This is a genomic window from Oerskovia rustica, assembly GCF_014836555.1.
Lineage (GTDB): Bacteria > Actinomycetota > Actinomycetes > Actinomycetales > Cellulomonadaceae > Oerskovia > Oerskovia rustica.
This window is the reverse complement of the sequence record NZ_JACSQQ010000024.1, coordinates 13,281-34,400: the sequence shown is the minus strand read 5'-3', so window position 1 is coordinate 34,400 and position 21,120 is coordinate 13,281. Positions and strand designations below refer to the sequence as shown.

Below are 21,120 nucleotides of genomic sequence, written 5' to 3'. Positions count from 1 at the left end.
TCGAACGGCCAGCCCTGGGTCGACGCTGAGTGGTCGGGCTGGGTGGGGGTCGTGCGGGTGGTGCTGGGTGGGGGTCGTGCGGTCGGACGGGTCGTGAGGGTCAGTGCTCCGGCGTGGGGTCCTGCGGTGCGGCGGGCACCTCGTCGGCGAGCGGCAGGGACTCGATGGCCCCGTCGCGAGTGGTGGTGACGGCTGCGACGCGGGCCGCCCAGCGGGCGGCTCCGACGAGGTCCTCGCCGCGCAGGAGCCCGTCGGCGAGCGCCGCGCAGAAGCTGTCGCCCGCGGCGGTCGTGTCGATCGCGTCGACGCGGACGGCCGGGACGGGGGTCGGCAGGCCGTCACGAGGCACCACGACCGAGCCGTCGGCCCCGAGGGTCACGACGACGTCGCCCGGGAAGGCGAGCCCCCGCACCATGGCCACGACGTCGGCGAGGGCCTCGGGGGCCTCGGGCGCGCCCGCGAGGGTCGCGAGCTCGAACCGGTTGGGGACCAGGACGTCGAACCGGTCGCGGATCTCTGCGGGGACCGGGACCGCGGGGGCCGGGTTGAGGATCGTCGTGCCGGTCGCGAGGCGCGTGACGGCGGCGAGCGCACCGAGCGGGGTCTCGCACTGGCACAGGACGACCTGCGCGTCGGCGACGGCCCGGACCGCGGCGTCGCGCGAGTCGACGAACTGCTCGTCGACGTCGGCGTTGGCGCCCGCCTCGATGACGATCGTGGACTCGGGCTGCTCCCAGAGGATCACGGCGGTGCCGGTGGGCTGCTCGGACACCGCGACCGACGCGACGTCGAGTCCCTCGGCCACGAGACGGGCCGTGATCGCACGGCCCGCGTCGTCGTCCCCGACGGCGCCCACCATCGCGACGCGACGCCCCAGGCGTGCGGCGGCGACGGCCTGGTTGGCCCCCTTGCCGCCGGGCGAGCGCTTGAGCCCGGTCGCGCTGATGGTCTCGCCCGAGCGCGGGATCCGGTCGACGGTCAGCCTGATGTCCATGTTCAGGCTGCCGACGACCGTCACCTCCGGGGAGGCCGCGACCTGCGGGGCGAGGGCGGGGGTGACCCCGCCCTCGGGGCGGGCGCTCATCAGCCTGCGAGCCAGGTGATCGCCTGGCCGAAGAGCTTCCCGTAGCCGGACCACTCCATGAACTCGCGGGGGGCCCAGTGCGGGGAGATGTCGGACGCGAACGCCAGCGTGCGGCCCTCGCCCTCGGTGCGGACCGCGACGAGCGGGCGGCCCTCGATCGTCGCCAGGACGGTCGCGTCGGCCTTGGCGGTGAGCTTCTGGTAGCCGAGCAGGATGGGCCACTGCGCGTCGAGGCCCGCGGTCACGGGGTGCTCGACGTCGGTCAGGACGCCGCTGATGCCCTCGGGGGTCTCCTCGCGGTCGTCGTACGGGAGGATCTCGACGGGCAGGACGGCCTCGACCGCGGTGCCGTGGTAGTTGGCCTTGGCCTGGAAGCCCTGGAAGCTGAGGTAGCCGCCGGCCATCATGAGGCCGCCGCCGCGGCGCACCCACTCGGCGAGGAGCTTGATGCGGTTCGGGAAGGGACGTCCCTCGGAGAACACGACGGGCGGGAGCAGGAGGGTGTTGGCGCCGATGTCCGACAGGAGGACGACGTCGTACGCGTCGAGCTCCTCGAGCGTCGACGGGAAGTCGGTCGCGACGAGGTGCGACGGGAGGTGCGTGACGTCGTGCCCCTCGGCGGCGAGCGCCTCGAGCAGCTTGGCGCAGCCGATCTCCAGCTGGGCGTGCGGGAAGGCGTCGTAGCCCTTGTAGTCCGTCGCGGCATTGATCCACGACTCTCCGGCAAGCAGCACGCGGCTCATGCGGTTCTCCTCAAGACGGTTCGGGCTCGGCCGCACATCGGCGACGTTGCGCAATGTTGTGTTGCTGTTGCGCAACAACCTAGGCGCACGGCATCCTGGTGTCAACCGAGCAGCGACGAGACACCCGTCGCCGGGCCGCCGCCGCACCAACGGGCCCCGGGAATCCGCGGTCCCCACGGACTCACGGCCCGCCCGGCACCGGCGCAGCGATAGGCTCGGGAGGCACCCGACGGCCGGGGCACGAGCAGAGAGGTGGCGACGATGACACTGACGCAAGTTGCGCAACACGCAGGCGTCTCGACGTCGACGGCCTCCCGCTACCTGCGCGGCCAGCTCAACGTCCAGCCCGAGACCGCGGCCCGGATCGACGCCGCGGTCGCCGCGCTCGACTACCGCGGCGCCACCGCGAACCGCGGGGTCCGCACCGCCCGGCCGGGAGCGGGACCGCACGCGCGCACCGACGCCGGGCAGGGCGTCGTGGCGCTCGTCGTGCCCGACTTCACCAACCCGTTCTTCACGACCCTGGCCGAGGAGTGCGCCGACCTCGCGGCCTCACGCCAGATCCCCCTGGTCGTCGCGGTCTCCGGCAAGCACGGCGAGCGCGACGGCGGGCTGAGCCCCCTGATCGGGGGCAGCGACGTGCTGGGGGGCCTGATCTACCTCGGCATGAGCCGGACCGACGAGCGCCTCGCCCGCGCCGTCGAGGACGGGCTGCCCGTCGTCGTGATCGACGAGGAGATCGACCTCGACCTCGCGGTCGACACCGTGACCGTCGACAACTACGGCGGCGCCTACCAGGCCACGAGGTACCTCATCCAGCAGGGGCACCGCAGGATCGCGCACGTCGCCGGCCCGCCCGAGCTCTCCACGACCCAGGAGCGCAAGCGCGGCTACGTCGACGCGCTCACCGACGCCGGACTGACGGTCGACCCCGAGCTGGTCCGCCACGGCCCGTACACCGAGCAGTTCGGTGCCTCGACCTTCCCCTACCTGACGCGCCCCGGGAACGCCCCCACCGCGGTGTTCGTGGGCAGCGACATCGTGGCCGTCGGGATGCTCGGTGCCGCCGAGCTCCACGGCATCCGCATCCCCGAGGACCTGTCGGTCGTGGGCTGCGACGGCATCCGCATCGGCCAGTGGCTGCGGCCCCAGCTCACGACGCTCGAGCAGCCCGTCGCGGCGCTCGCCCTCGCGGCGGTCGACGCCCTCGAACGTGCCATGGCCCGTCGCGGCGCCGACGCCCCCGACGACGTCGCCGAGCCCGCCCGCACGGTCCTGCCGCTCCACCTGGTCATCCGCGGCTCGGTCGCGCCGCCGTCCGCACCGCCGACGCCGAGGTAGACCTGTCAGGCGGGCGCCTGGACCTGGGCGTCGAGCGTGCGCCGCAGGAAGCCGTTGAGCGCGGCACCGATGAACCGGCGCCCGCGGAACGTGTGGATCTCGCGGGCCGCCGGCGAGCGTAGGGCAGATCGCCGACTGCGGGAAGCGGTCCGTCCCGTCAGCCCGTGACAGCGGTGATGGTCTCGAGGATCGACCCGATCACGACGAGGTAGATGAGCGCGAAGAACACCGTGTAGAGGCCGGTGAACAGGAGTGCGTCGCGCACCTTGCCGGGCTCGCGGAAGTAGCGGAAGAACTTCCGGAGGAACCCGACAGGGTGCATCAGGTCCCAGCTGTTGAAGCGGATGTAGCGGCCCAGGTAGATCCCGAACGAGACGAGCACGAGGATCACGACGACCACGAGCCAGGACGCCGGGCGCAGGAAGGGCTTGAGGTCCTCGGGGTAGCGCAGCACGGCGTAGAACATCTGGACCAGGAAGATGTTGACGACGGTGTTGAGCACGCCGGACATCGCGAGGGTCAGGACCGCGACGATGTCGAACCAGAGCGGCACGTGCTCGTCGTCCTTGCGGTGGCTGAAGTTGAGCTCCGTCACGAGATAGCCCGCGTTGGGGAGCAGCAGCAGCCAGATCGCCAGGCCGACCCCCGCGATGGTCGCGACGAGCCACGAGGGCGCGCCGGCCGCACCCAGCGCGAGGTCCCCGACGATCAGGAACGTCAGGACGAACACGGGCAGCACCGACAGCCCGACGTTGAGCAGCATCGGCCGGTAGACCTCGGTGCGGAAGAGGGGCGCGCGCAGGAGGATCAGGGCGAACGCGAAGACGTTGACGAGGATCACGCCGAGGAACAGCAGGGTCATGGAGGGGCCTTCGTGGTGCAGCGCGGGCGGGACGTGGGGACCACGCTAGGGCCCGACGGCGTCTTCGCCAGCCCGCGCGACACGTCACCTGCGCGGATAGCGTGGGTCGGGCGGGAATCTCGAGCTCCACCGATTCGCCCGAGGACGGGCGACCGACCCCCGGGAGTCACAGTGACGCATCCTGACGAAGCAGCCGCGCCGGTGACGTCCCCCGGCGCCGGGCACGGGGCGGCCGCCCCGACCGGCAGCGCCCGGTCCGGCGGGTCCGCGACGCTCATGCTGGTCCTCGCCACGATCGGTTTCGCGGTGAACTTCTGGGCGTGGGCGCTCGTCAGCCCGCTCGGCGGCGCGTACAGCAAGGCGCTCGGCCTGTCGGCGGTCCAGCAGTCGGTGCTCGTCGCGGTGCCGGTCATCGTGGGCTCCCTGGGGCGCATCCCGGTCGGCGCGCTCACGGACCGCTTCGGGGCACGCATCATGTTCCCGCTGGTCAGCGCGGCGACGATCGTCCCGGTCCTGTTCATCGGCTTCGTCGCGGACAGCTATCCGCTGCTCATCCTGGGCGGCTTCTTCCTGGGGCTGGGCGGGACGGCGTTCGCCGTCGGGGTGCCGTTCGTCAACGCCTGGTATCCCCCCGCCCGGCGCGGGACGGCGCTGGGGATCTTCGGGATCGGGATGGGCGGCACCGCGATCTCGGCGTTCACGACCGTGCGGATCACCGACGCGTACGGCAAGAGCGCGCCGTTCGTGCTCGTGGCGTGCGTCCTGGCGGTGTACGCGGTCGCCTCGTGGCTCCTCGTGCGCGACGCCCCGGGTCGGGCACCGGCCGCGCACGGGCACTTCCTGGCACGCACGTGGGCGACGTTCAGGCTCCCGGCGACGCTCCAGCTCTCGTGGCTCTACGCCGTGGGGTTCGGCGGCTTCGTGGCGTTCAGCGTGTACCTGCCGACCTTCCTGGTGAACGCCTACGACCTGACGGCCGCCGACGCCGCCGCGCGGACGGCCGGGTTCGTGGTGCTCGCGGTCGCGTGCCGTCCGATCGGCGGGACGCTCTCGGACCGGTTCGGCGGCATCCCGGTGTCGGTCGTCTGCTTCGCGCTCGTCACGGTCCTCGCGGCGGTCGTCGCGTTCCAGCCGAGCCTCGTGCCTGTCGGGACCATCGCGTTCCTGGGCCTCGCGGTGGGCCTCGGGGCGTCGTCGGGCGCGACGTTCGAGCTCGTCGCCAAGGTCGCCCCGCAGGACAAGGTCGGTGCGGTGACGGGGCTCGTCGGGGCGGCGGGCGGACTGGGCGGGTTCATCCCGCCGCTCATCATGGGTGCGGTGTACCAGCTCAACGGGGACTACGGCCTGGGCTTCGCGGCCCTCTCGCTGACGGCCCTGCTCACGCTGCTGTTCACGCTGGGGCCGGTACGGCGCGGCGTGCGCGACTGAACGACCCGCTCCGTTATATCTTGATGTCAAGACTGTTGTCATCAAGAGGGAGTGTGTCGTGGCGGACTGGAACCCGGAGAGCTACCTGCGCTATGCCGACGAGCGGTCGCGGCCCTTCGTCGAGCTCCTGGCCCGCGTGCCGGGGACGCCCCGCACGGTCGTCGACCTCGGCTGCGGACCCGGTCACCTGACCGGGGCCCTGCACCACCGGTGGCCGGACGCCGACGTCCTGGGCGTCGACTCGTCGCCCGCGATGATCGACCGGGCCCGGCGCGACGACCCGGGCGGGCGTTACACCCTCGCCGACCTCCGCACGTTCGAGCCTCCCGCCCCCGTCGACCTCGTCGTGAGCAACGCGACGCTCCAGTGGGTCGCCGACCACCGCGCCCTCCTGCCACGCCTGACCTCGATGGTCGCCGCCGGCGGGTCGTTCGCGTTCTCCGTCCCCGGCAACCACGACGCCCCGAGCCACGTGACGCTGCGCGAGGTCGCGGGACGCGAGCCGTACCGGGCGTCGACAGCCTCGGTCGCCCGACCGAGAGGGTTCGACCCCGAGCAGTACCTCGACGACCTGGCTCGGCCCGGCTGGCGGGTCGACGCCTGGGAGACCACCTACGTGCACGTGCTCCAGGGCGAGGACCCTGTCTTCACCTGGATCGCGGCGACGGGCGCCCGCCCGGTGCTCGACGCCCTGCCCGAGGCCCTGCGCCCGTCGTTCGTCGCGGACCTCCAGGAGGCGCTGCGCACGGCGTACCCCGCGCACCCGTACGGGACGCCGCTCGCGTTCCGGCGGGTCTTCGCGGTCGCGACGCGGGTCTGACCGACGGGCGGCTGGCCTACGGTGTCCCCATGGACCCCCACGCCCTGGACCAGCCGTCGAAAGCACCACGGGTCGTGGACCGGTGGGGTGCCGCCGGCGGCTCCGCCCGGACGGGCAGCCCCGCACCTGCCGGGATCACGGTCGACGAGTACCGCGACCACGTCCTCGCGCTGGTCGCTCCGCTCGCCGCGGAGCCCGTGACGCTCGACGAGCTCGCGACCGCCGCCCCGGCCCGGCGCGTCCTGGCCGAGGACGTCCGGTCCCTCCTGGACGTCCCACGCTTCGACGCCTCGGCCATGGACGGGTACGCGCTGCGCGGCACGTACCTCGCGGCCGCGACCCCGGACTCCCCCGTCACGCTGCGCGTCGTGGGCGACATCGCGGCGGCCCCCTCCACCGCCCCTGCGGCCGGACGGGGCGCTTCCGGCGCAACCGGCGCAACCGGCGAAGCCGTCCGCATCATGACGGGCGCCCCCGTGCCGGACGGGTGCGACGTCGTCGTGCCCGTGGAGCGGACCTCGACGCGACGCTTCGTGCCCGGCGCGCCCCTGGACGAGCGGATCGAGGTCTACGAGCCGTCCAGGCCCAACATCCGCCACCGCGCCGAGGACGTCGCGGTCGGCGACCTCGTCGCCGCGGCGGGCGCCCCGACGACCCCGCGCCTCGTCTCGGCCGCAGCCTCGGCGGGGCACGCGACCCTCCCGGTGCACCGCGTCCCGCGCGTCGCGGTCCTCTCGACGGGCAGCGAGCTCGTGCCGGTCGGGACGGCGCCCGGCCCGGGCCAGATCCCCGACTCCAACTCGCTCCTGCTCGCAGCGTGCGTGCGCGACGCGGGCGGCGTCCCGGTGCGCGTGGGCGCGGTCCCGGACACGGCCGAGGCGCTGCGCGCGGTGCTCGACGACGTCGCCCCCCACGTGGACCTGATCGTCACCTCGGGCGGGGTCAGCGCGGGGGCGTTCGACGTCGTCAAGGAGGTCCTGACCGGGCCCGAGGACGCGGTGCCGACAACGACGCGAGGTCGCTCCGACGTCCTGCTCGTCGCGGTCGGGATGCAGCCCGGCAAGCCGCAGGCGGCCGCCCGCTGGCGCGGCACTCCCCTGCTCGGCGTGCCCGGCAACCCGGTGAGCGCGTACGTGTCGTTTAGGGCGTTCGTCCGCCCGGCGGTGCGCCGCCTCGCGGGCCACCCGGAGCCCGTCGAGCCGCTCGTCGAACGCGTCGCCACCGAGGGCTGGCGCTCCCCCGCGGGGCGGCAGCAGTTCCTCCCGGTGCGTTTCGTCGGGGCCGACGGCGTCGCACCGGTCGGGCCCGGCGCGCACCACGTCTCGGCCCTGACCCGGGCCGACGCGATCGCGGTCGTACCACCCGAGGTCGAGGCGGTTGGGCCGGGCGAGGTCGTGCGTGTCATGGTGATCGCATGAGCGAGTTCACCCACCTCGACGAGCGCGGCCACGCCCGCATGGTCGACGTCACCCTCAAGCAGCCGACCGTCCGTTCCGCGACCGCGACGGGCGTCGTCCGGTGCGGTCCGCACATCGTCGCGGCCCTGCGGTCGGGCGAGGTCCCCAAGGGCGACGTGCTCGCGGTCGCGCGCATCGCGGGCATCCAGGGGGCCAAGAAGACGGCCGAGCTGCTGCCGCTCGCGCACATCATCGGGGTGCACGGCGCTGCCGTGGACCTCGACGTCCAGGACCACGGCGTCGAGATCCGCGCGACCGTGCGCACCGCGGACCGCACGGGGGTCGAGATGGAGGCGCTCACCGCGGTCGCGGTCGCGGGGCTCGCGGTCGTCGACATGGTCAAGGGGCTCGACAAGTCGGTCGAGCTCACCGACGTCCGCCTCCAGTCCAAGACGGGCGGCAAGTCGGGCGAGTGGGTGCGCCCGGTGTGAGCGGGCCCCTGTTCGACGCGGTCGTGCTCGCGGGCGGGCGGGCGCAGCGGCTCGGCACGTCCAAGCCGCAGCTCGTCGTCGCGGGCGCGCGCCTGCTCGACCACGTGCTGACCGCGACCCGCGAAGCCCGGGCGACGGTCGTCGTCGGGCCGGAGGACCTGGCCTCTGGCGCGTACGTCCTCACGCGCGAGGACCCGCCGTTCGACGGTCCGGTCGCGGGGACCGCGGCGGGCCTCGCCGCCCTGCCCGACGGCGCAGCGCCCTGGGTCCTGCTCCTCGCCTGCGACGTGCCGCGGGCTGCGGAGGCCGTGCCGCTGCTCGTGGCGGCGGCGCAAGGCTCCTCGGCCGGCGGCCACGGGGAGATCGACGGAGTCCACCTCGCGCACGACGGGCGGGACCAGTGGCTCGTCGGGCTGTACCGCCGCACGGCCCTCGACGCGGCCGTGGCCCGGCTCGCGGACGACCCGGCACAGGGCGGCCTGGCGGGCGCCCCCGTGCGCCGCCTCGTCTCAGGGATGGAACTCACCCGCGTCGAGGACGTGGACGGTCTGAGCACCGACGTGGACACGTGGCAGGATGCGGAGACGTACGCACGCCGCGCACGGTACGGCACTGGAGAGTCACGACCCGCACCGAACTTCGGGAGGCATGGCATGAGCAACCTCGAGCGCTGGGTGGACGCCCTGGTCGACGAGTTCGACCTCGACCGTGAGGCGGTCGACATCGGGGCGATCCTCGACCTGGCGCGGGACGCCGCGCACCGGGTCGAACGCCCCGCGGCCCCGCTCACGACCTTCATCGCCGGGTACGTCGCCGGACTGTCCGCCGGGGAAGGTGCCGACCACCCCGGCCTCGACGCCATGGAGCGCGCCACCGAGCTCGCGCTCGCGTGGGACGTCGAGGCGACCCTCGACGAGGCCGTCACGGAGGACGCTGTGGACGCCGACACCACGCGCCACGAGCCCGCGGCCCCCGAGAGGGCGTGACGTGCCGCAGGTCCGCTATTTCGCCGGCGCGGCCGAGGCCGCCGGGCTCGAGGCCGAGTCCCTCCCGGGCGCCTCGGTCGGGGAGCTCTTCGCGGCCATGACCGCCCGCCACCCCGCGCTCGCCGACGTGCTGCCGCGCTGCTCGGTGCTCGTGGGCGGCGTCCGGACGGCCGACCACGGGGTGGCGCTGACGGCCGACGAACAGGTCGACGTCCTGCCCCCTTTCGCGGGCGGCTGACTGTCCCCACTTCCGTTGAGTGCATGATTCGGCGACTCGCCGGGCGTGTCGCAGCCGAATCATGCACTCAAACGTCTCAACGTCTCAACGTCTCAGCACCTCGGCAGCGACGGATCAGTGGTCCCCGCCCGCGAGCTGCGAGAACACGTGCGGCAGCAGCGGCTCGAGCACCGACCAGCCGTCGCGCACGCCGCCCGGCGAGCCCGGCAGGTTGACCACGAACGCCCGCAGCCCGCGCGCCCCCCGGGCGGTCCCCACGATCCCCCGTGACAGCACCGCGCTCGGCACGACCGTCGCCCCGCGCCGCCGGATCGCCTCGGCGACGCCCGGCAGCTCCTGGTCGACGACCTCGGCCGTCCCCTCGGGCGTGTGGTCGCGCGGTCCGATGCCCGTCCCGCCCGTGGTGATCACGAGCCGCGCCCCCTCGGCCAGCGCGGAGGTGAGCGCGTCGCGGACGGAGCTGACGCCGTCGGGCACGAGACGCGTCGTGACGCGCTCGAAGCCGCCCGTCTCCAGGAGCGAGACCAGGAGCGGCCCCGAACGGTCGACGTACTCGCCGCGCGAGCCGCGGTCGGAGACCGTGACGACCGTGACGGGCAGGTGGGCGAGCGGGAAGGTGGCGTGGGGCCCGTCGAACGTGGTCATGGGAGCACCGTAGACAATCGCGGCGCACCGGGCGACGCGGCCCCGCTCCCCGGGCAGAACCCTGCGGGACGTGGGCATACTGCGAGGCAGACGAACGTACACGCACGGTCCTGCTCGCCCCAGGAGGTCGCATGTCGCAGTCCACCGTCCCCGGCCCGGGCACCGACGCCCGCGCAGCGGACGCCCCACGCCCTGAGTCCCCGGGTGGCAGCGGTGAGGACGCCCTGCTGCGGCTCGGCAAGCACCTGCGCCGCGGCGAGGTCTCGCCCGACCTGCGCCAGCTGTTCCTCCAGGGGGGCCGCGAGGGCGACGTGTTCTACCGGGACCGGTGGTCGCACGACAAGGTCGTGCGCTCGACGCACGGCGTGAACTGCACCGGGTCGTGCTCGTGGAAGGTGTACGTCAAGGACGGCATCATCACGTGGGAGACGCAGCAGACGGACTACCCGTCGGTCGGGCCGGACTCGCCCGAGTACGAGCCGCGAGGCTGTCCGCGCGGCGCGGCGTTCAGCTGGTACACGTACTCCCCGACGCGGGTCCGCTACCCGTACGTACGGGGAGTGCTGCTGCGGGCGTTCCGTGACGCGAAGGCGCGCACGGGCGACCCCGTGCGCGCGTGGGCCGAGGTCACGGGCGACCCGGAGACCGCACGCGCCTACAAGCAGGCGCGCGGCAAGGGCGGCCTGGTCCGGGCGTCGTGGGACGAGGCCGCGGAGATCGTCGCGGCTGCCCACGTGCACACGATCAAGGCGTACGGCCCGGATCGCATCGCCGGCTTCTCGCCCATCCCGGCGATGTCGATGGTCTCGCACGGCGTGGGTGCCCGGTTCGTCTCGATGCTGGGCGGCGCGATGCTGTCGTTCTACGACTGGTACGCAGACCTCCCGGTCGCGTCCCCGCAGGTGTTCGGCGACCAGACCGACGTGCCCGAGTCCGCCGACTGGTGGAACTCGTCGTACTGCATCATGTGGGGTTCGAACATCCCGGTGACCCGCACGCCCGACGCGCACTTCATGGCCGAGGCACGCTACCGCGGTCAGAAGGTGATCGTGGTCTCGCCCGACTACGCCGACAACACCAAGTTCGCCGACGAGTGGCTCGCGGTGCACCCCGGCACGGACGGCGCGCTGGCCCTCGCGATGGGCCACGTGATCCTGCGGGAGTTTCACGTGGAACGTCGCACGGCGCCGTTCGTGGACTACCTGAGGAAGTACACGGACTCGCCGTTCCTGGTCACGCTCACGCCCAGCCCGGCGTCGGCTTCGTCGGGGCCCGACGGCGCAGCTCCCCGTCAGGGGGACGTCACCTACGTCCCGGGCAAGTTCCTCACCGCGGCCGACCTCGTCGAGGACGTGCTGCCGGGGGCCGCGAGCGCCGCGAACGCGGCCTTCAAGCCCGTGCTGCTCGACGCGGACGGCTCGCCCGTGATCCCGAACGGCACCCTGGGCCACCGGTTCGGCGAGGCCGACGAGGGGAAGTGGAACCTCGACCTGGAGGGCGTCGTGCCCCTGCTGTCGGTCGCGGACGGCCACACGACCGCCGGGCCCGACCCGCGGACGGGAGCGGCGCCGTCGGGCCCGGGGGGCACCCGGGTCGAGAGCGTCCGTGTGGACCTGCCGCGCTTCGACCTGTCCCCCGACCCGGAGCAGGGCGAGACGGGCAGGCACACCGGTGGTGCGGGATCGATCACACGCGGTGTGCCGGTGCGGCGCGTGGGCGGGCACCTGGTGACCACGGTGTTCGACCTGCTGCTCGCGCGCTACGGCGTGAACCGCGAGGACCTGGCCCTGCCCGGCGAGTGGCCCTCGGGCTACGACGACGCGGACTCCCCCGGCACGCCCGCCTGGCAGGAGCAGTTCACGGGGGTCCCGGCGGCGGCCGCCGCGCGGATCGGACGCGAGTTCGCGGACAACGCCGAGCGGTCCGGCGGGCGCTCGATGATCATCATGGGCGCCGGAGCGAACCACTGGTTCCACGCCGACACGATCTACCGGGCCATGCTCGCGCTGACGACCATGACGGGCTGCCAAGGCGTCAACGGCGGCGGGTGGGCGCACTACGTCGGGCAGGAGAAGTGCCGGCCCGTGACGGGGTGGGCGCAGTACGCGGGCGGCCTGGACTGGTCGCGGCCCCCGCGCCAGATGATCGGCACGGCGTTCTGGTACGTCGCCACCGACCAGTGGCGCTACGACGGGCTGCCCGCGGACGCGCTCGCGACACCGCTGGGCTCGGGCATGTTCGCGGGCCGCACCACGGCCGACTGCCTGGTCGAGTCGGCGCAGCGTGGCTGGATGCCCAGCTACCCGACGTTCGACCGCAACCCGCTCGACCTCGTGGACCAGGCCGAGGCGGCGGGCGTCGCCCCCGCGGACTACGTGGTCTCCGAGCTGCGCAGCGGCGCGCTCCGGTTCGCGGTCGAGGCTCCCGACGCGCCCGAGAACTTCCCGCGCTGCGTCACGGTGTGGCGGGCCAACATCCTGGGCTCCTCGGGCAAGGGCAACGAGTACTTCCTCAAGCACCTGCTGGGGACGGACTCGGCGGTGCTCGCGGACGAGTCGGCGCCCGCGCGGCGACCGCGCTCGATCGAGTGGGCCGAGGAGGCGCCGCGCGGCAAGCTCGACCTGCTCACGACCCTCGACTTCCGCATGACGAGCACCACGCTGTTCTCCGACGTCGTGCTGCCCGCGGCCACCTGGTACGAGAAGCACGACCTGTCCACGACGGACATGCACCCGTTCGTGCACTCGTTCAACCCGGCGATCAGCCCGCCGTGGCAGACCCGCACGGACTTCGACATCTTCCACACGATCGCGCGGAAGATCAGCGAGTACTCGGTCGAGCACCTGGGCGTGCGCAGGGACCTCGTGGCCGCGCCCCTGCTGCACGACACCCCGGACGCCATGTCGGTGCCGCACGGCACCATCGTCGACTCGGGCGCGGGGTCCGCGTCCCGTCCCCTGGTCCCGGGCGTGACCATGCCCAAGCTGGTCGTGGTCGAGCGCGACTACCCGGCGTTCGCGGACCGCATGGCCTCGCTGGGTCCGCTCACCGAGAAGCTCGGCATGGTCACCAAGGGCGTGCAGTTCTCGCCGGGCGAGGAGGTGCGGGTCCTGGGGCAGAAGAACGGGCTCGTGCCCTCGGGCCCCGCGGCGGGGCGCCCGCGGCTCGACAAGGACACGCACGCGTGCGAGATGATCCTCGCGCTGTCGGGCACGACGAACGGGCGCCTCGCCGTCCAGGGCTTCGAGCACGTCGAGAGGCGCACGGGCGTCGAGCTCGCGGACCTGGCGCGCGACGAGCAGGGCAAGCGCGTCACGTTCCCGGACGTCCAGTCCCGCCCGACGACGGTCATCACCTCTCCCGAGTGGTCCGGCTCGGAGCACGGGGGCAGGCGGTACACGGCGTTCGCGATCAACGTCGAGCGGCTCAAGCCGTGGCACACCCTCACCGGCCGCCAGCACTTCTTCCTCGACCACGACTGGATGACCGAGCTCGGGGAGCAGCTGCCGATCTTCCGGCCGCCGCTCGACATGCACCGCCTGTTCCCCGACTCCCCGCCGCTGGGCGACCGCTCACCGAGCGGCTACCCGGGCTCGGAGGGCCAGGCCGAGGTCGCGGTGCGCTACCTGACGCCGCACTCGAAGTGGTCCATCCACTCGGAGTACCAGGACAACCTGTTCATGCTCTCGCTGTCGCGCGGCGGGCCGAACATCTGGATGTCGCCGCGCGACGCCGACAAGATCGGGGTGCGCGACAACGAGTGGATCGAGGCGTACAACCGCAACGGTGTGGTCGTGGCGCGGGCCGTGGTCTCGCACCGCATGCCCGAGGGCACGGTGTACATGCACCACGCGACCGACCGCACGATCGACGTCCCGCTCGCCGAGACGTCGGGCCTGCGCGGCGGCATCCACAACTCGTTGACCCGGGTGCTGCTCAAACCGAGCCACCTCGTGGGCGGCTACGCGCAGCTCGCCTTCGCGTTCAACTACCTGGGGCCCACGGGCAACCAGCGCGACGAGGTCACGACGATCCGCCGCCGCTCGCAGGAGGTGACGTACTGATGCGTGTGATGGCTCAGATGTCGATGGTCATGAACCTCGACAAGTGCATCGGGTGCCACACGTGCTCGGTGACGTGCAAGCAGGCGTGGACGAACCGCACGGGGGTCGAGTACGTGTGGTTCAACAACGTCGAGACGCGGCCCGGGCTCGGTTACCCCCGGACCTACCAGGACCAGGAGAAGTGGCAGGGTGGCTGGGTCCGGACCCGGCGGGGCAAGCTCAAGCTCCGCGCGGGCGGGCGGGCCAAGAAGCTCGCGACGATCTTCTCCAACCCCAAGCTCCCGTCGATCCACGAGTACTACGAGCCGTGGACGTACGAGTACGACATGCTGCTCTCGGCCCCGCAGGGCCCGCACACCCCCGTCGCGAAGCCGAAGTCGCTGCTCACGGGCGAGGACATGAAGATCGAGTGGTCGGCCAACTGGGACGACGACCTCGGCGGGTCCAAGGAGACCATGCAGGACGACCCGATCCTGGCGCACATGAGCGAGCACGTGGCCTCGGAGTTCGAGCAGACGTTCATGTTCTACCTGCCGCGCATCTGCGAGCACTGCCTCAACCCGGCGTGCGTCGCCTCCTGTCCGTCGGGGGCCATGTACAAGCGGGCCGAGGACGGGATCGTCCTGGTCGACCAGGACCAGTGCCGCGGCTGGCGCATGTGCGTCACGGGCTGCCCGTACAAGAAGGTCTACTTCAACCACAAGACCGGCAAGGCCGAGAAGTGCACGCTGTGCTACCCGCGACTCGAGGTGGGCCTGCCCACGGTCTGCTCGGAGACGTGCGTGGGCCGCCTGCGCTACCTGGGCCTGGTCCTGTACGACGCCGACCGCGTGACCGAGGCAGCGGCGGTCGAGGACGAGCACGAGCTCCTCGAGTCCCAGCGCTCGGTGTTCCTCGACCCGCACGACCCGGCGGTCGTCGAGGCCGCGCGCGCCGAAGGCATCCCCGAGGACTGGATCGCGGCAGCGCAGGCCTCGCCGATCTGGGCGCTCATCCAGAAGTACCGCGTGGCCCTGCCGCTGCACCCCGAGTACCGGACCATGCCCATGGTCTGGTACATCCCGCCGCTGTCCCCCGTGGTCGACGTGGTCGGCTCGTCGGGCAACGACGGCGAGGACCCGCGGACCCTGTTCGCGGCGATCTCCAAGCTCCGCATCCCGCTCGAGTACCTCGCGGGCCTGTTCACCGCGGGCGACACCGTGCCCGTGGAGCGCACGCTGCGCCGGCTGGCCGCGATGCGCACCTACATGCGCGACATCAACCTGGGCGACGAGCCCAACGAGGCCGTCGCCCGTGCGGTCGGCATGACGGGCACCGAGATCCAGGAGATGTACCGCCTGCTCGCGATCGCCAAGTACGAGGACCGCTACGTCATCCCGACCGCCCACCAGGAGATCGCGCGCGAGCTCGAGGAGATCAGCTGCTCGCTCGACTTCGACGGCGGCCCCGGGATGGGCGGCATGGGCGGCGCCGGGCCGTTCGGCTCGTCGAGCGGGACCCCGGTGCCCGTCGCGGTCGAGAACTTCCACGTGCTCCAGGCCCGGCAGACGGCCGACTCCCCCAACGGTCCCTCGACGCCCGGGCGCGTCAACCTGCTCAACTGGGACGGCAACGGCCGGCCCCCGGGCCTGTTCCCGCCGGGGTCTCCCGGTGGCTCGGACGGCCTCGGTCCGGACACGTCCGGCGACGGCACGGCGGCCCGATGATGGGCCTGTTCACGAAGTCCCCGGCGACGACCTTCCTGCCCCGCCCGACGGCGCGCACGCCCCTCCTGGAGCCCCTCGCCCCCGTCCGGGCCACGCCCGCGCAGCGGCGCACGACGCACATGGCCGCCTCGCTCCTGCTCGACTACCCCGACACCAGGACGCTCGCCGCGGCGCACGAGGTGCGCGACGTCGTCGGGCAGCTTCCCGACCCCGTGCAGGTGCGGCTCTGCGCGTTCCTCGACGACCTGGAAGCCGGCGAGCCCGCCGCGCTCGAGGCGCGCTACGTCGCGACGTTCGACCTCAAGCGCAAGTGCTCGATGTACCTGTCGTACTACGCGGCCGGGGACACGCGGAAGCGCGGCATGGCGCTCGTGCGGTTCGTGCAGGCGTACCGCGCCGCCGGGTGGGAGGTCGACGGCGAGGAGCTCCCCGACTACCTGCCCATGGCTCTCGAGTTCTCCGCCCGGGCCAGGACCCGCGACGAGGAGCGCATCGCCGCGGGGCTGCTCGGCTCGCACCGCCAGGGCATCGAGGTGCTGCGCTCCGCCCTCGCCGCGACGCCCAGCCAGTACGCGCTCGTGGTCGAGGCCGTGTGCCTGACCCTGCCCCCGCTCGACGCCGAGACCGAGCGCCGGTACCTCGAGCTCGTGACGTCCGGGCCGCCGACCGAGATGGTCGGGCTGTCTGCCATGGGGCCGCTCGAACCGTTCGCGCCCACGGGGGCGCCGCCCGAGGAGGTACGACGATGACCGGAGCGAGCACGGGAGACATCCTGCTGTGGGTCGTCTTCCCCTACGTGACGTTCGCGGTGTTCGTCGTCGGGTCCGTGTGGCGGTACCGCTACGACAAGTTCGGGTGGACCACCCGGTCGAGCGAGCTCTACGAGAAGAAGCTGCTGCGGCTCGGCTCGCCGCTGTTCCACTTCGGGCTGCTGTTCGTGATCCTCGGGCACGTCCTGGGGCTCGTGATCCCCGAGTCGTGGACGGAGGCCGTCGGGATCGACGAGGGCGCGTACCACTTCGTGGCCACCTACATGGGCTCGCTCGCGGCGCTCGCGCTCGTCGCCGGGCTGCTCATCCTCGTCTACCGGCGGCGGACCACCGGGCCGGTGTTCCTCGCGACCACGCGCATGGACAAGGTCATGTACGTGTTCCTCGCCGCGTCGATCCTGCTCGGCGCGTGGGCGACCGTCCAGACCCAGCTCCTTGCCGAGAACCACGGGTACAACTACCGCGAGACCATCTCGCCGTGGTTCAGGTCCCTCTGGTACTTCCAGCCGCAGCCCGCGCTCATGGAAGGCGTGCCCGCGGCTTTCCAGCTCCACATCGTCGCCGCGAACCTGCTGTTCGTCCTGTGGCCCTTCACGCGGCTCGTGCACGCGTTCTCGGCGCCCGTGCCGTACATCTTCCGGCCCTACATCGTGTACCGCTCACGCGACGCTTCGGTGGCTTCCCGCGAGCCGCGGCCCGGGTGGGACCCGTCGGAGCGGCCGGGGACGAAGCGGTGACGCACGTGCCGGCATGACGGATGCGATCCGAGAGCATCCGCGCGGCGACACCAGCTCGTCAGCTGACCGATGACGCGGGTCCGGCGATGCGTTGATCCGCTTTTCAATTACTGCGCCCCCTGGGAAAGGATCGAGGCAAACCGACGAGAATAACCGGGGAGCCATGCGGCAGCACCGCTCGACACGCCGAGACCGACCCGCCGGTCGGAGGAGCCGGGGAACCTCTCCGGACATTTCCCGAGAGCTCACTTTCTGTTGTTGCACTCGGCACCCTCGGCGCCATGAGTTCGGTATGAGACCTTCTCCTCGCGCTGCGCGATTCAGCACCTTGGTCACCGGGCTGCTCGTTGCCACCACCCTGTCGGGCTGCACGGCTGGCGACGACGACGTAGACCCCCGAGAAACCGCGACGCGCTATGGCTATGACGAGACGTCGGCGACGCTCAGCCCCGTCTACGAGCTGGTCCCTGAGTTCAAGGACCCGCGGGACGGGTATGCCCGTGACCTTCTCGCGCAGCAGTGCCTGCAAGGTGTCGTCGAATACCTTCCGCTGCCACCAGGGAGCGAGCCGCTCCTGTTCGACGAGCGCACTGGACAGCTCCGTTTCGACGAGCAGATCGCGCAGGAGTGGGGGTACCCGCATCTGCGTCTCCCCACGGGGCCGGACACGGCCGTCCCGGACGACGTCGAGATCACCTCGGCGATGCACGACGCGATGGTCACGTGCGGCCAGGAGGCGGACGAGCGGCTAGGTCTCGTCCCGCACGACTACCTGACCGCCGTCGAGGCAGCGGGCTGGGAGACGGTCGACCAGGACGAAGGGGTTCAGGAGTCGATCGCCGCATGGCGCGCGTGCATGGAGCCCGCCGGGGTCGTCGATCTGCCCACAAGTCCGCTCGAGATGCCGTCACCCTCGGTGACCGGACTGACGGGTGACGCCGGCGGAGGCACCCCGGAGCCCGGCCTTCCGTTGTCGGAGCGGGAGCGCGAGGTCGCCGTGACGGATGCGCGCTGCCGGTCCGAAGCGGGGTACGACGACGCGATACTGCAGGCGCGGGCCCAGGGCGAGCTCGCGGCGATCGGCCAGGACAGCGCGGGATTCGACGCGACCCGGCGTGCCTATGCGGAGTACGAGAAGGGGATCGACGCCGTGATCGACGAGCTGGGCTGACCAGCCGTCCGGAGCCGCCGGAACCTGCCGACGCCGCACGGCCCTGACGCGCATCTCGACGGAGATGCAATACGGTCCTGACGTGCACCACGACAACAACGTCGAGCTGGAGTTCACCACCATGTACCGCGATGCGTACCCGTACGTCCTGGCCTACCTGCGTCGACGCGCGGACGGTCATGACGCGGAGGACCTCGCGTCAGAGGTCTTCGCGGTGGCGTGGCGCAGCTGGGGTCGCATTCCTCTGGGGGAGATGCGGCCGTGGCTCTTCGGCGTGACGCGCAACGTCCTTGCGAGCGGCCATCGCACACAGGATCGGCATCGACGACTCGAGCGCCGGGTGGGAGGCGAGCGTGATCTCGTCCCGGACGAGACGACGCTCTCGGACATGTCGATCGACCTGCGTCACGCCTGGACGCGCCTCGACCCGGCAGACAGAGCGGTCATCTCGCTCGTCTCGTGGGACGGGCTCACCGCGAGCGAGGCCGCGAGCATCCTGGGGTGCTCGCGGGCCGCCTACTCGATGCGCCTCACCCGAGCGCGGCGGCAGCTGAGGCGCTCGCTCGACGCCGTCGAGCCGGCCCCCGCTCCGGGGTCACGGTCGCCCGCCGGCCGCGCCACGCTCAGCCTCGCCGACGGGCGCACGGCATGAATTCCGCTCGTCGACCGCTCCCGAGGAAAGAAACCGCACGCGCGGAAGCTTTTTCTCGTGACAGACGCTCCGACCCCGGAAAAGCACGCCTTTCCGCGAGAAGGACACAAAACACGACCATGTGGTTGGAAATTCGGACGACATTCACCCGCGCTTTCGAGTGGCCCCGAGCGCACGGTCCCGTTAACCTGGCGTAACGCAAAGCCACAAACCGTGACTTTGCCCAGCAGAGGGGATCAAATGAACAAGCGATTTCTGAAGGCCGCACCCGTCGGACTTCTCCTGACCGCCGGCCTCCTTGTCGGAGGCGCGACCTCGGCCAGCGCAGCGGCTTCCGACTGCGCCGCGGGATACGCCTGCATGTGGAACGGCGAGAGCTTCCCGGGGGCACCGAACGCGTACTTCCAGCAGTTCGTCAACCTCGGGACAGGGCCCAGCTCGATCAGCTCCGTCGTCAACAACGGAAACACCAGCATCGCCCGGTTCTACGACGGCGCCAACTACACCGGCCTGTCGTTCACCCTCAACAACCCGGCCCGCGGCGGACAGTGGCAGGACCCGATGCTGAGCAACGGTCTCAACCACACCTCGGTCAACTGGGACAACAGGATCAAGTCGGCGAAGTTCATCTAGGCGCACCAGCAAGGAGCGTCGCTGACGGCGACGACGGCCGCCACGTCGGGCGACTGACCTGATACCCCATCGACGGGCATCGGATCACGCGCCCGGCACAGTCGCCCGGTGGTCCTCGGTACGGCGTCGTACCGGGGACCACCGCACGCCCGGCCGAACTCGCCTCACATCGGTCGCCTGCGCGGCTTGAGCCGCACGTCGGGCAGCACCGGAGCGGGCAGCGGCCCGCCGTCGTACCCCACGACCTCCCCGAACCGGCGGCCGGACGCCCCCGGGGCGTAGCGCGTGCCGCCGTCCCCGGGTACGGGGACCGGCGCCGCAGCCGCACCGTCCTCCAGGGCAGCCGGGCTGACCTCGACCTGCGCCATCCAGTCCGCACGCGCGGCCGCGACGTCGTCGTGCGAGCGGCCCACGAAGTTCCACCACATGACGATCTCCTCGGCGAACGGCTCACCGCCGATCAGCACCGCGCGCACGGGCTCCTCCCCCGCCGAGACGGTCAGCACCGAGCGTCCCGGCTCGACGTAGCCGAGCGACGCGACCGGCACGGTCACCCCCTCGAACGACGCGTCGCCCGCATCGACGAGCAGCGCGTGCTCGAACCCCGGGTCCACGGCGAGCTCGACCGACGCCCCCGCGGGCAGGTCCACCTGCGCCCCGACCAGGGGTGTGAAGACCGTCGCGGCCGACCGCAGGCCGACGCCGCCCGCGCTCAGCGACCCCACGAGCACCTGGACGCGCTCGCCCTCCGGCCCGCTCCACACGGGCAGGTCGCCGTGGTGCTCGAAGAACGGCGCGTCACCGAGCCGGTCGCCGGGCAGCGCGACCCAGAGCTGTACGCCGTGCAGCAGGGGCGGGCGCAGTCCCGCAGGCGACTCCTCCGAGTGCGAGATGCCGCGTCCGGCCGTCATGAGGTTGAGCTCGCCCGGCCGCACGGTCTGCAAGGACCCGACCGAGTCGCGGTGCAGGATCTCGCCCTCGAACAGCCAGCTCACGGTCTGGAGTCCGGTGTGCGGGTGCGGCGGGACCTGCATGCCGTCGGACGTCGAGACGTCGTCGGGCCCGTAGTGGTCCAGGAAGCACCACGCGCCCACGAGCGAGCGGACGCGCTGCGGCAGGGTGCGGCGCACGTCCATGGCGCGGGTCCCGCCGAGCGGGACCTGGCGGTGGTCGAGGATCTCGACGGGCGTGCGGCCCGCGGGTCCTCCGTCCACGAGGCTGCCCGACGACGGAGCATGGCTCCCCGCGGCGCACACCTCTTCGCGGGGCCGGGTCTCGAGGTTGCTCATGGGACGAGCCTAGGCTCGCCCGCGGCCGGGGGCCCGCCACGGAGCATCCGGACGCTCAGCGAG

At 72.3% G+C, this 21,120-nt stretch carries 19 protein-coding genes; 14 read left to right on the top strand and 5 right to left on the bottom strand.

Annotated elements, in window-relative coordinates; genetic code table 11:
• Positions 1-100: 100 nt before the first annotated feature.
• Entirely contained in the window at positions 101-1,084 is a 984-nt protein-coding gene (locus H9652_RS13975; protein WP_191796787.1) for a ribokinase, read from the bottom strand.
• Positions 1,084-1,827 (bottom strand): glutamine amidotransferase, encoded by a 744-nt coding sequence (locus H9652_RS13970; protein WP_191796786.1) that lies wholly within the window; start codon positions 1,825-1,827, stop codon positions 1,084-1,086. Before H9652_RS13970 ends, H9652_RS13975 begins: the two co-directional genes overlap by 1 nt.
• A gap of 252 nt (positions 1,828-2,079) precedes the next feature.
• Between H9652_RS13970 and H9652_RS13965 the strand changes: the two genes are divergently transcribed.
• Complete coding sequence (locus H9652_RS13965; protein ID WP_336707064.1) at positions 2,080-3,168, top strand: LacI family DNA-binding transcriptional regulator; 1,089 nt, start codon at positions 2,080-2,082, stop codon at positions 3,166-3,168.
• Positions 3,169-3,325: 157 nt separating this feature from the next.
• Here the strand turns inward: H9652_RS13965 and H9652_RS13960 are convergent, their stop codons facing one another.
• A complete protein-coding gene (locus tag H9652_RS13960) occupies positions 3,326-4,030 on the bottom strand; it encodes a DUF1361 domain-containing protein (protein WP_191796784.1) in 705 nt (234 codons plus the stop codon).
• Positions 4,031-4,231: 201 nt separating this feature from the next.
• Here H9652_RS13960 and H9652_RS13955 point away from each other — a divergent pair, with 201 nt between their 5' ends.
• The 6 genes from H9652_RS13955 to H9652_RS13930 are packed head-to-tail and all read left to right on the top strand — an operon-like array spanning position 4,232 to position 9,390.
• Positions 4,232-5,458, top strand: coding sequence for an MFS transporter (locus H9652_RS13955; RefSeq protein ID WP_318244178.1), 1,227 nt, complete (start codon positions 4,232-4,234; stop codon positions 5,456-5,458).
• Between the two features lie 58 nt (positions 5,459-5,516).
• Positions 5,517-6,278, top strand: a complete 762-nt coding sequence (locus H9652_RS13950) for a methyltransferase domain-containing protein (protein ID WP_191796783.1) — start codon at positions 5,517-5,519, stop codon at positions 6,276-6,278.
• A 29-nt stretch (positions 6,279-6,307) separates the two neighbouring features.
• Positions 6,308-7,696 carry a molybdopterin molybdotransferase MoeA gene (locus H9652_RS13945; RefSeq protein ID WP_191796782.1) on the top strand — a complete coding sequence of 463 codons (1,389 nt, stop codon included), beginning with the start codon at positions 6,308-6,310 and terminating at the stop codon, positions 7,694-7,696.
• A complete protein-coding gene (moaC, locus tag H9652_RS13940) occupies positions 7,693-8,166 on the top strand; it encodes a cyclic pyranopterin monophosphate synthase MoaC (RefSeq protein ID WP_191796781.1) in 474 nt (157 codons plus the stop codon). The genes H9652_RS13945 and moaC overlap by 4 nt, the downstream gene beginning before the upstream one ends.
• Complete coding sequence (locus H9652_RS13935; RefSeq protein ID WP_191796780.1) at positions 8,163-9,152, top strand: DUF6457 domain-containing protein; 990 nt, start codon at positions 8,163-8,165, stop codon at positions 9,150-9,152. Before moaC ends, H9652_RS13935 begins: the two co-directional genes overlap by 4 nt.
• A gap of 1 nt (position 9,153) precedes the next feature.
• Positions 9,154-9,390, top strand: coding sequence for a MoaD/ThiS family protein (locus H9652_RS13930; protein ID WP_191796779.1), 237 nt, complete (start codon positions 9,154-9,156; stop codon positions 9,388-9,390).
• A gap of 114 nt (positions 9,391-9,504) precedes the next feature.
• Here the strand turns inward: H9652_RS13930 and H9652_RS13925 are convergent, their stop codons facing one another.
• A complete protein-coding gene (locus H9652_RS13925) occupies positions 9,505-10,035 on the bottom strand; it encodes a MogA/MoaB family molybdenum cofactor biosynthesis protein (protein WP_191796778.1) in 531 nt (176 codons plus the stop codon).
• A gap of 131 nt (positions 10,036-10,166) precedes the next feature.
• On the opposite strand from H9652_RS13925, the gene H9652_RS13920 reads away from it, so the two are divergent.
• The 7 genes from H9652_RS13920 to H9652_RS13890 all read left to right on the top strand — a co-directional run bounded on the left by H9652_RS13920 (position 10,167) and on the right by H9652_RS13890 (position 19,768).
• A complete protein-coding gene (locus H9652_RS13920) occupies positions 10,167-14,099 on the top strand; it encodes a nitrate reductase subunit alpha (RefSeq protein ID WP_191796777.1) in 3,933 nt (1,310 codons plus the stop codon).
• Entirely contained in the window at positions 14,099-15,805 is a 1,707-nt protein-coding gene (gene narH, locus H9652_RS13915; protein ID WP_191796776.1) for a nitrate reductase subunit beta, read from the top strand. Before H9652_RS13920 ends, narH begins: the two co-directional genes overlap by 1 nt.
• Entirely contained in the window at positions 15,802-16,554 is a 753-nt protein-coding gene (narJ, locus tag H9652_RS13910; protein WP_225228250.1) for a nitrate reductase molybdenum cofactor assembly chaperone, read from the top strand. The genes narH and narJ overlap by 4 nt, the downstream gene beginning before the upstream one ends.
• The gene (gene narI / locus H9652_RS13905; RefSeq protein ID WP_191796775.1) at positions 16,551-17,312 is read left to right on the top strand and encodes a respiratory nitrate reductase subunit gamma; all 762 of its coding nucleotides are present in this window, start codon (positions 16,551-16,553) and stop codon (positions 17,310-17,312) included. Before narJ ends, narI begins: the two co-directional genes overlap by 4 nt.
• Positions 17,313-17,640: 328 nt before the next feature.
• Positions 17,641-18,483 carry a hypothetical protein gene (locus H9652_RS13900; protein WP_191796774.1) on the top strand — a complete coding sequence of 281 codons (843 nt, stop codon included), beginning with the start codon at positions 17,641-17,643 and terminating at the stop codon, positions 18,481-18,483.
• Between the two features lie 82 nt (positions 18,484-18,565).
• Positions 18,566-19,135, top strand: a complete 570-nt coding sequence (locus H9652_RS13895) for an RNA polymerase sigma factor (protein ID WP_191796773.1) — start codon at positions 18,566-18,568, stop codon at positions 19,133-19,135.
• Positions 19,136-19,375: 240 nt separating this feature from the next.
• Positions 19,376-19,768 (top strand): peptidase inhibitor family I36 protein, encoded by a 393-nt coding sequence (locus H9652_RS13890; RefSeq protein WP_191796772.1) that lies wholly within the window; start codon positions 19,376-19,378, stop codon positions 19,766-19,768.
• Between the two features lie 164 nt (positions 19,769-19,932).
• On the opposite strand, the gene H9652_RS13885 is transcribed toward H9652_RS13890, so the two are convergent.
• Positions 19,933-21,057 (bottom strand): pirin family protein, encoded by a 1,125-nt coding sequence (locus H9652_RS13885; protein ID WP_191796771.1) that lies wholly within the window; start codon positions 21,055-21,057, stop codon positions 19,933-19,935.
• Positions 21,058-21,120: the final 63 nt, after the last annotated feature.

Coding starts and splice junctions, on each gene's coding strand:
- H9652_RS13975 (WP_191796787.1), bottom strand. CDS start 1,084: ATGAGCGCCCGCCCCGAGGGCGGGGTCACCCCCGCCCTCGCCCCGCAG.
- H9652_RS13970 (WP_191796786.1), bottom strand. CDS start 1,827: ATGAGCCGCGTGCTGCTTGCCGGAGAGTCGTGGATCAATGCCGCGACG.
- H9652_RS13960 (WP_191796784.1), bottom strand. CDS start 4,030: ATGACCCTGCTGTTCCTCGGCGTGATCCTCGTCAACGTCTTCGCGTTC.
- H9652_RS13945 (WP_191796782.1), top strand. CDS start 6,308: ATGGACCCCCACGCCCTGGACCAGCCGTCGAAAGCACCACGGGTCGTG.
- moaC (WP_191796781.1), top strand. CDS start 7,693: ATGAGCGAGTTCACCCACCTCGACGAGCGCGGCCACGCCCGCATGGTC.
- H9652_RS13925 (WP_191796778.1), bottom strand. CDS start 10,035: ATGACCACGTTCGACGGGCCCCACGCCACCTTCCCGCTCGCCCACCTG.
- H9652_RS13920 (WP_191796777.1), top strand. CDS start 10,167: ATGTCGCAGTCCACCGTCCCCGGCCCGGGCACCGACGCCCGCGCAGCG.
- narH (WP_191796776.1), top strand. CDS start 14,099: ATGCGTGTGATGGCTCAGATGTCGATGGTCATGAACCTCGACAAGTGC.
- narJ (WP_225228250.1), top strand. CDS start 15,802: ATGATGGGCCTGTTCACGAAGTCCCCGGCGACGACCTTCCTGCCCCGC.
- narI (WP_191796775.1), top strand. CDS start 16,551: ATGACCGGAGCGAGCACGGGAGACATCCTGCTGTGGGTCGTCTTCCCC.
- H9652_RS13890 (WP_191796772.1), top strand. CDS start 19,376: ATGAACAAGCGATTTCTGAAGGCCGCACCCGTCGGACTTCTCCTGACC.
- H9652_RS13885 (WP_191796771.1), bottom strand. CDS start 21,057: ATGAGCAACCTCGAGACCCGGCCCCGCGAAGAGGTGTGCGCCGCGGGG.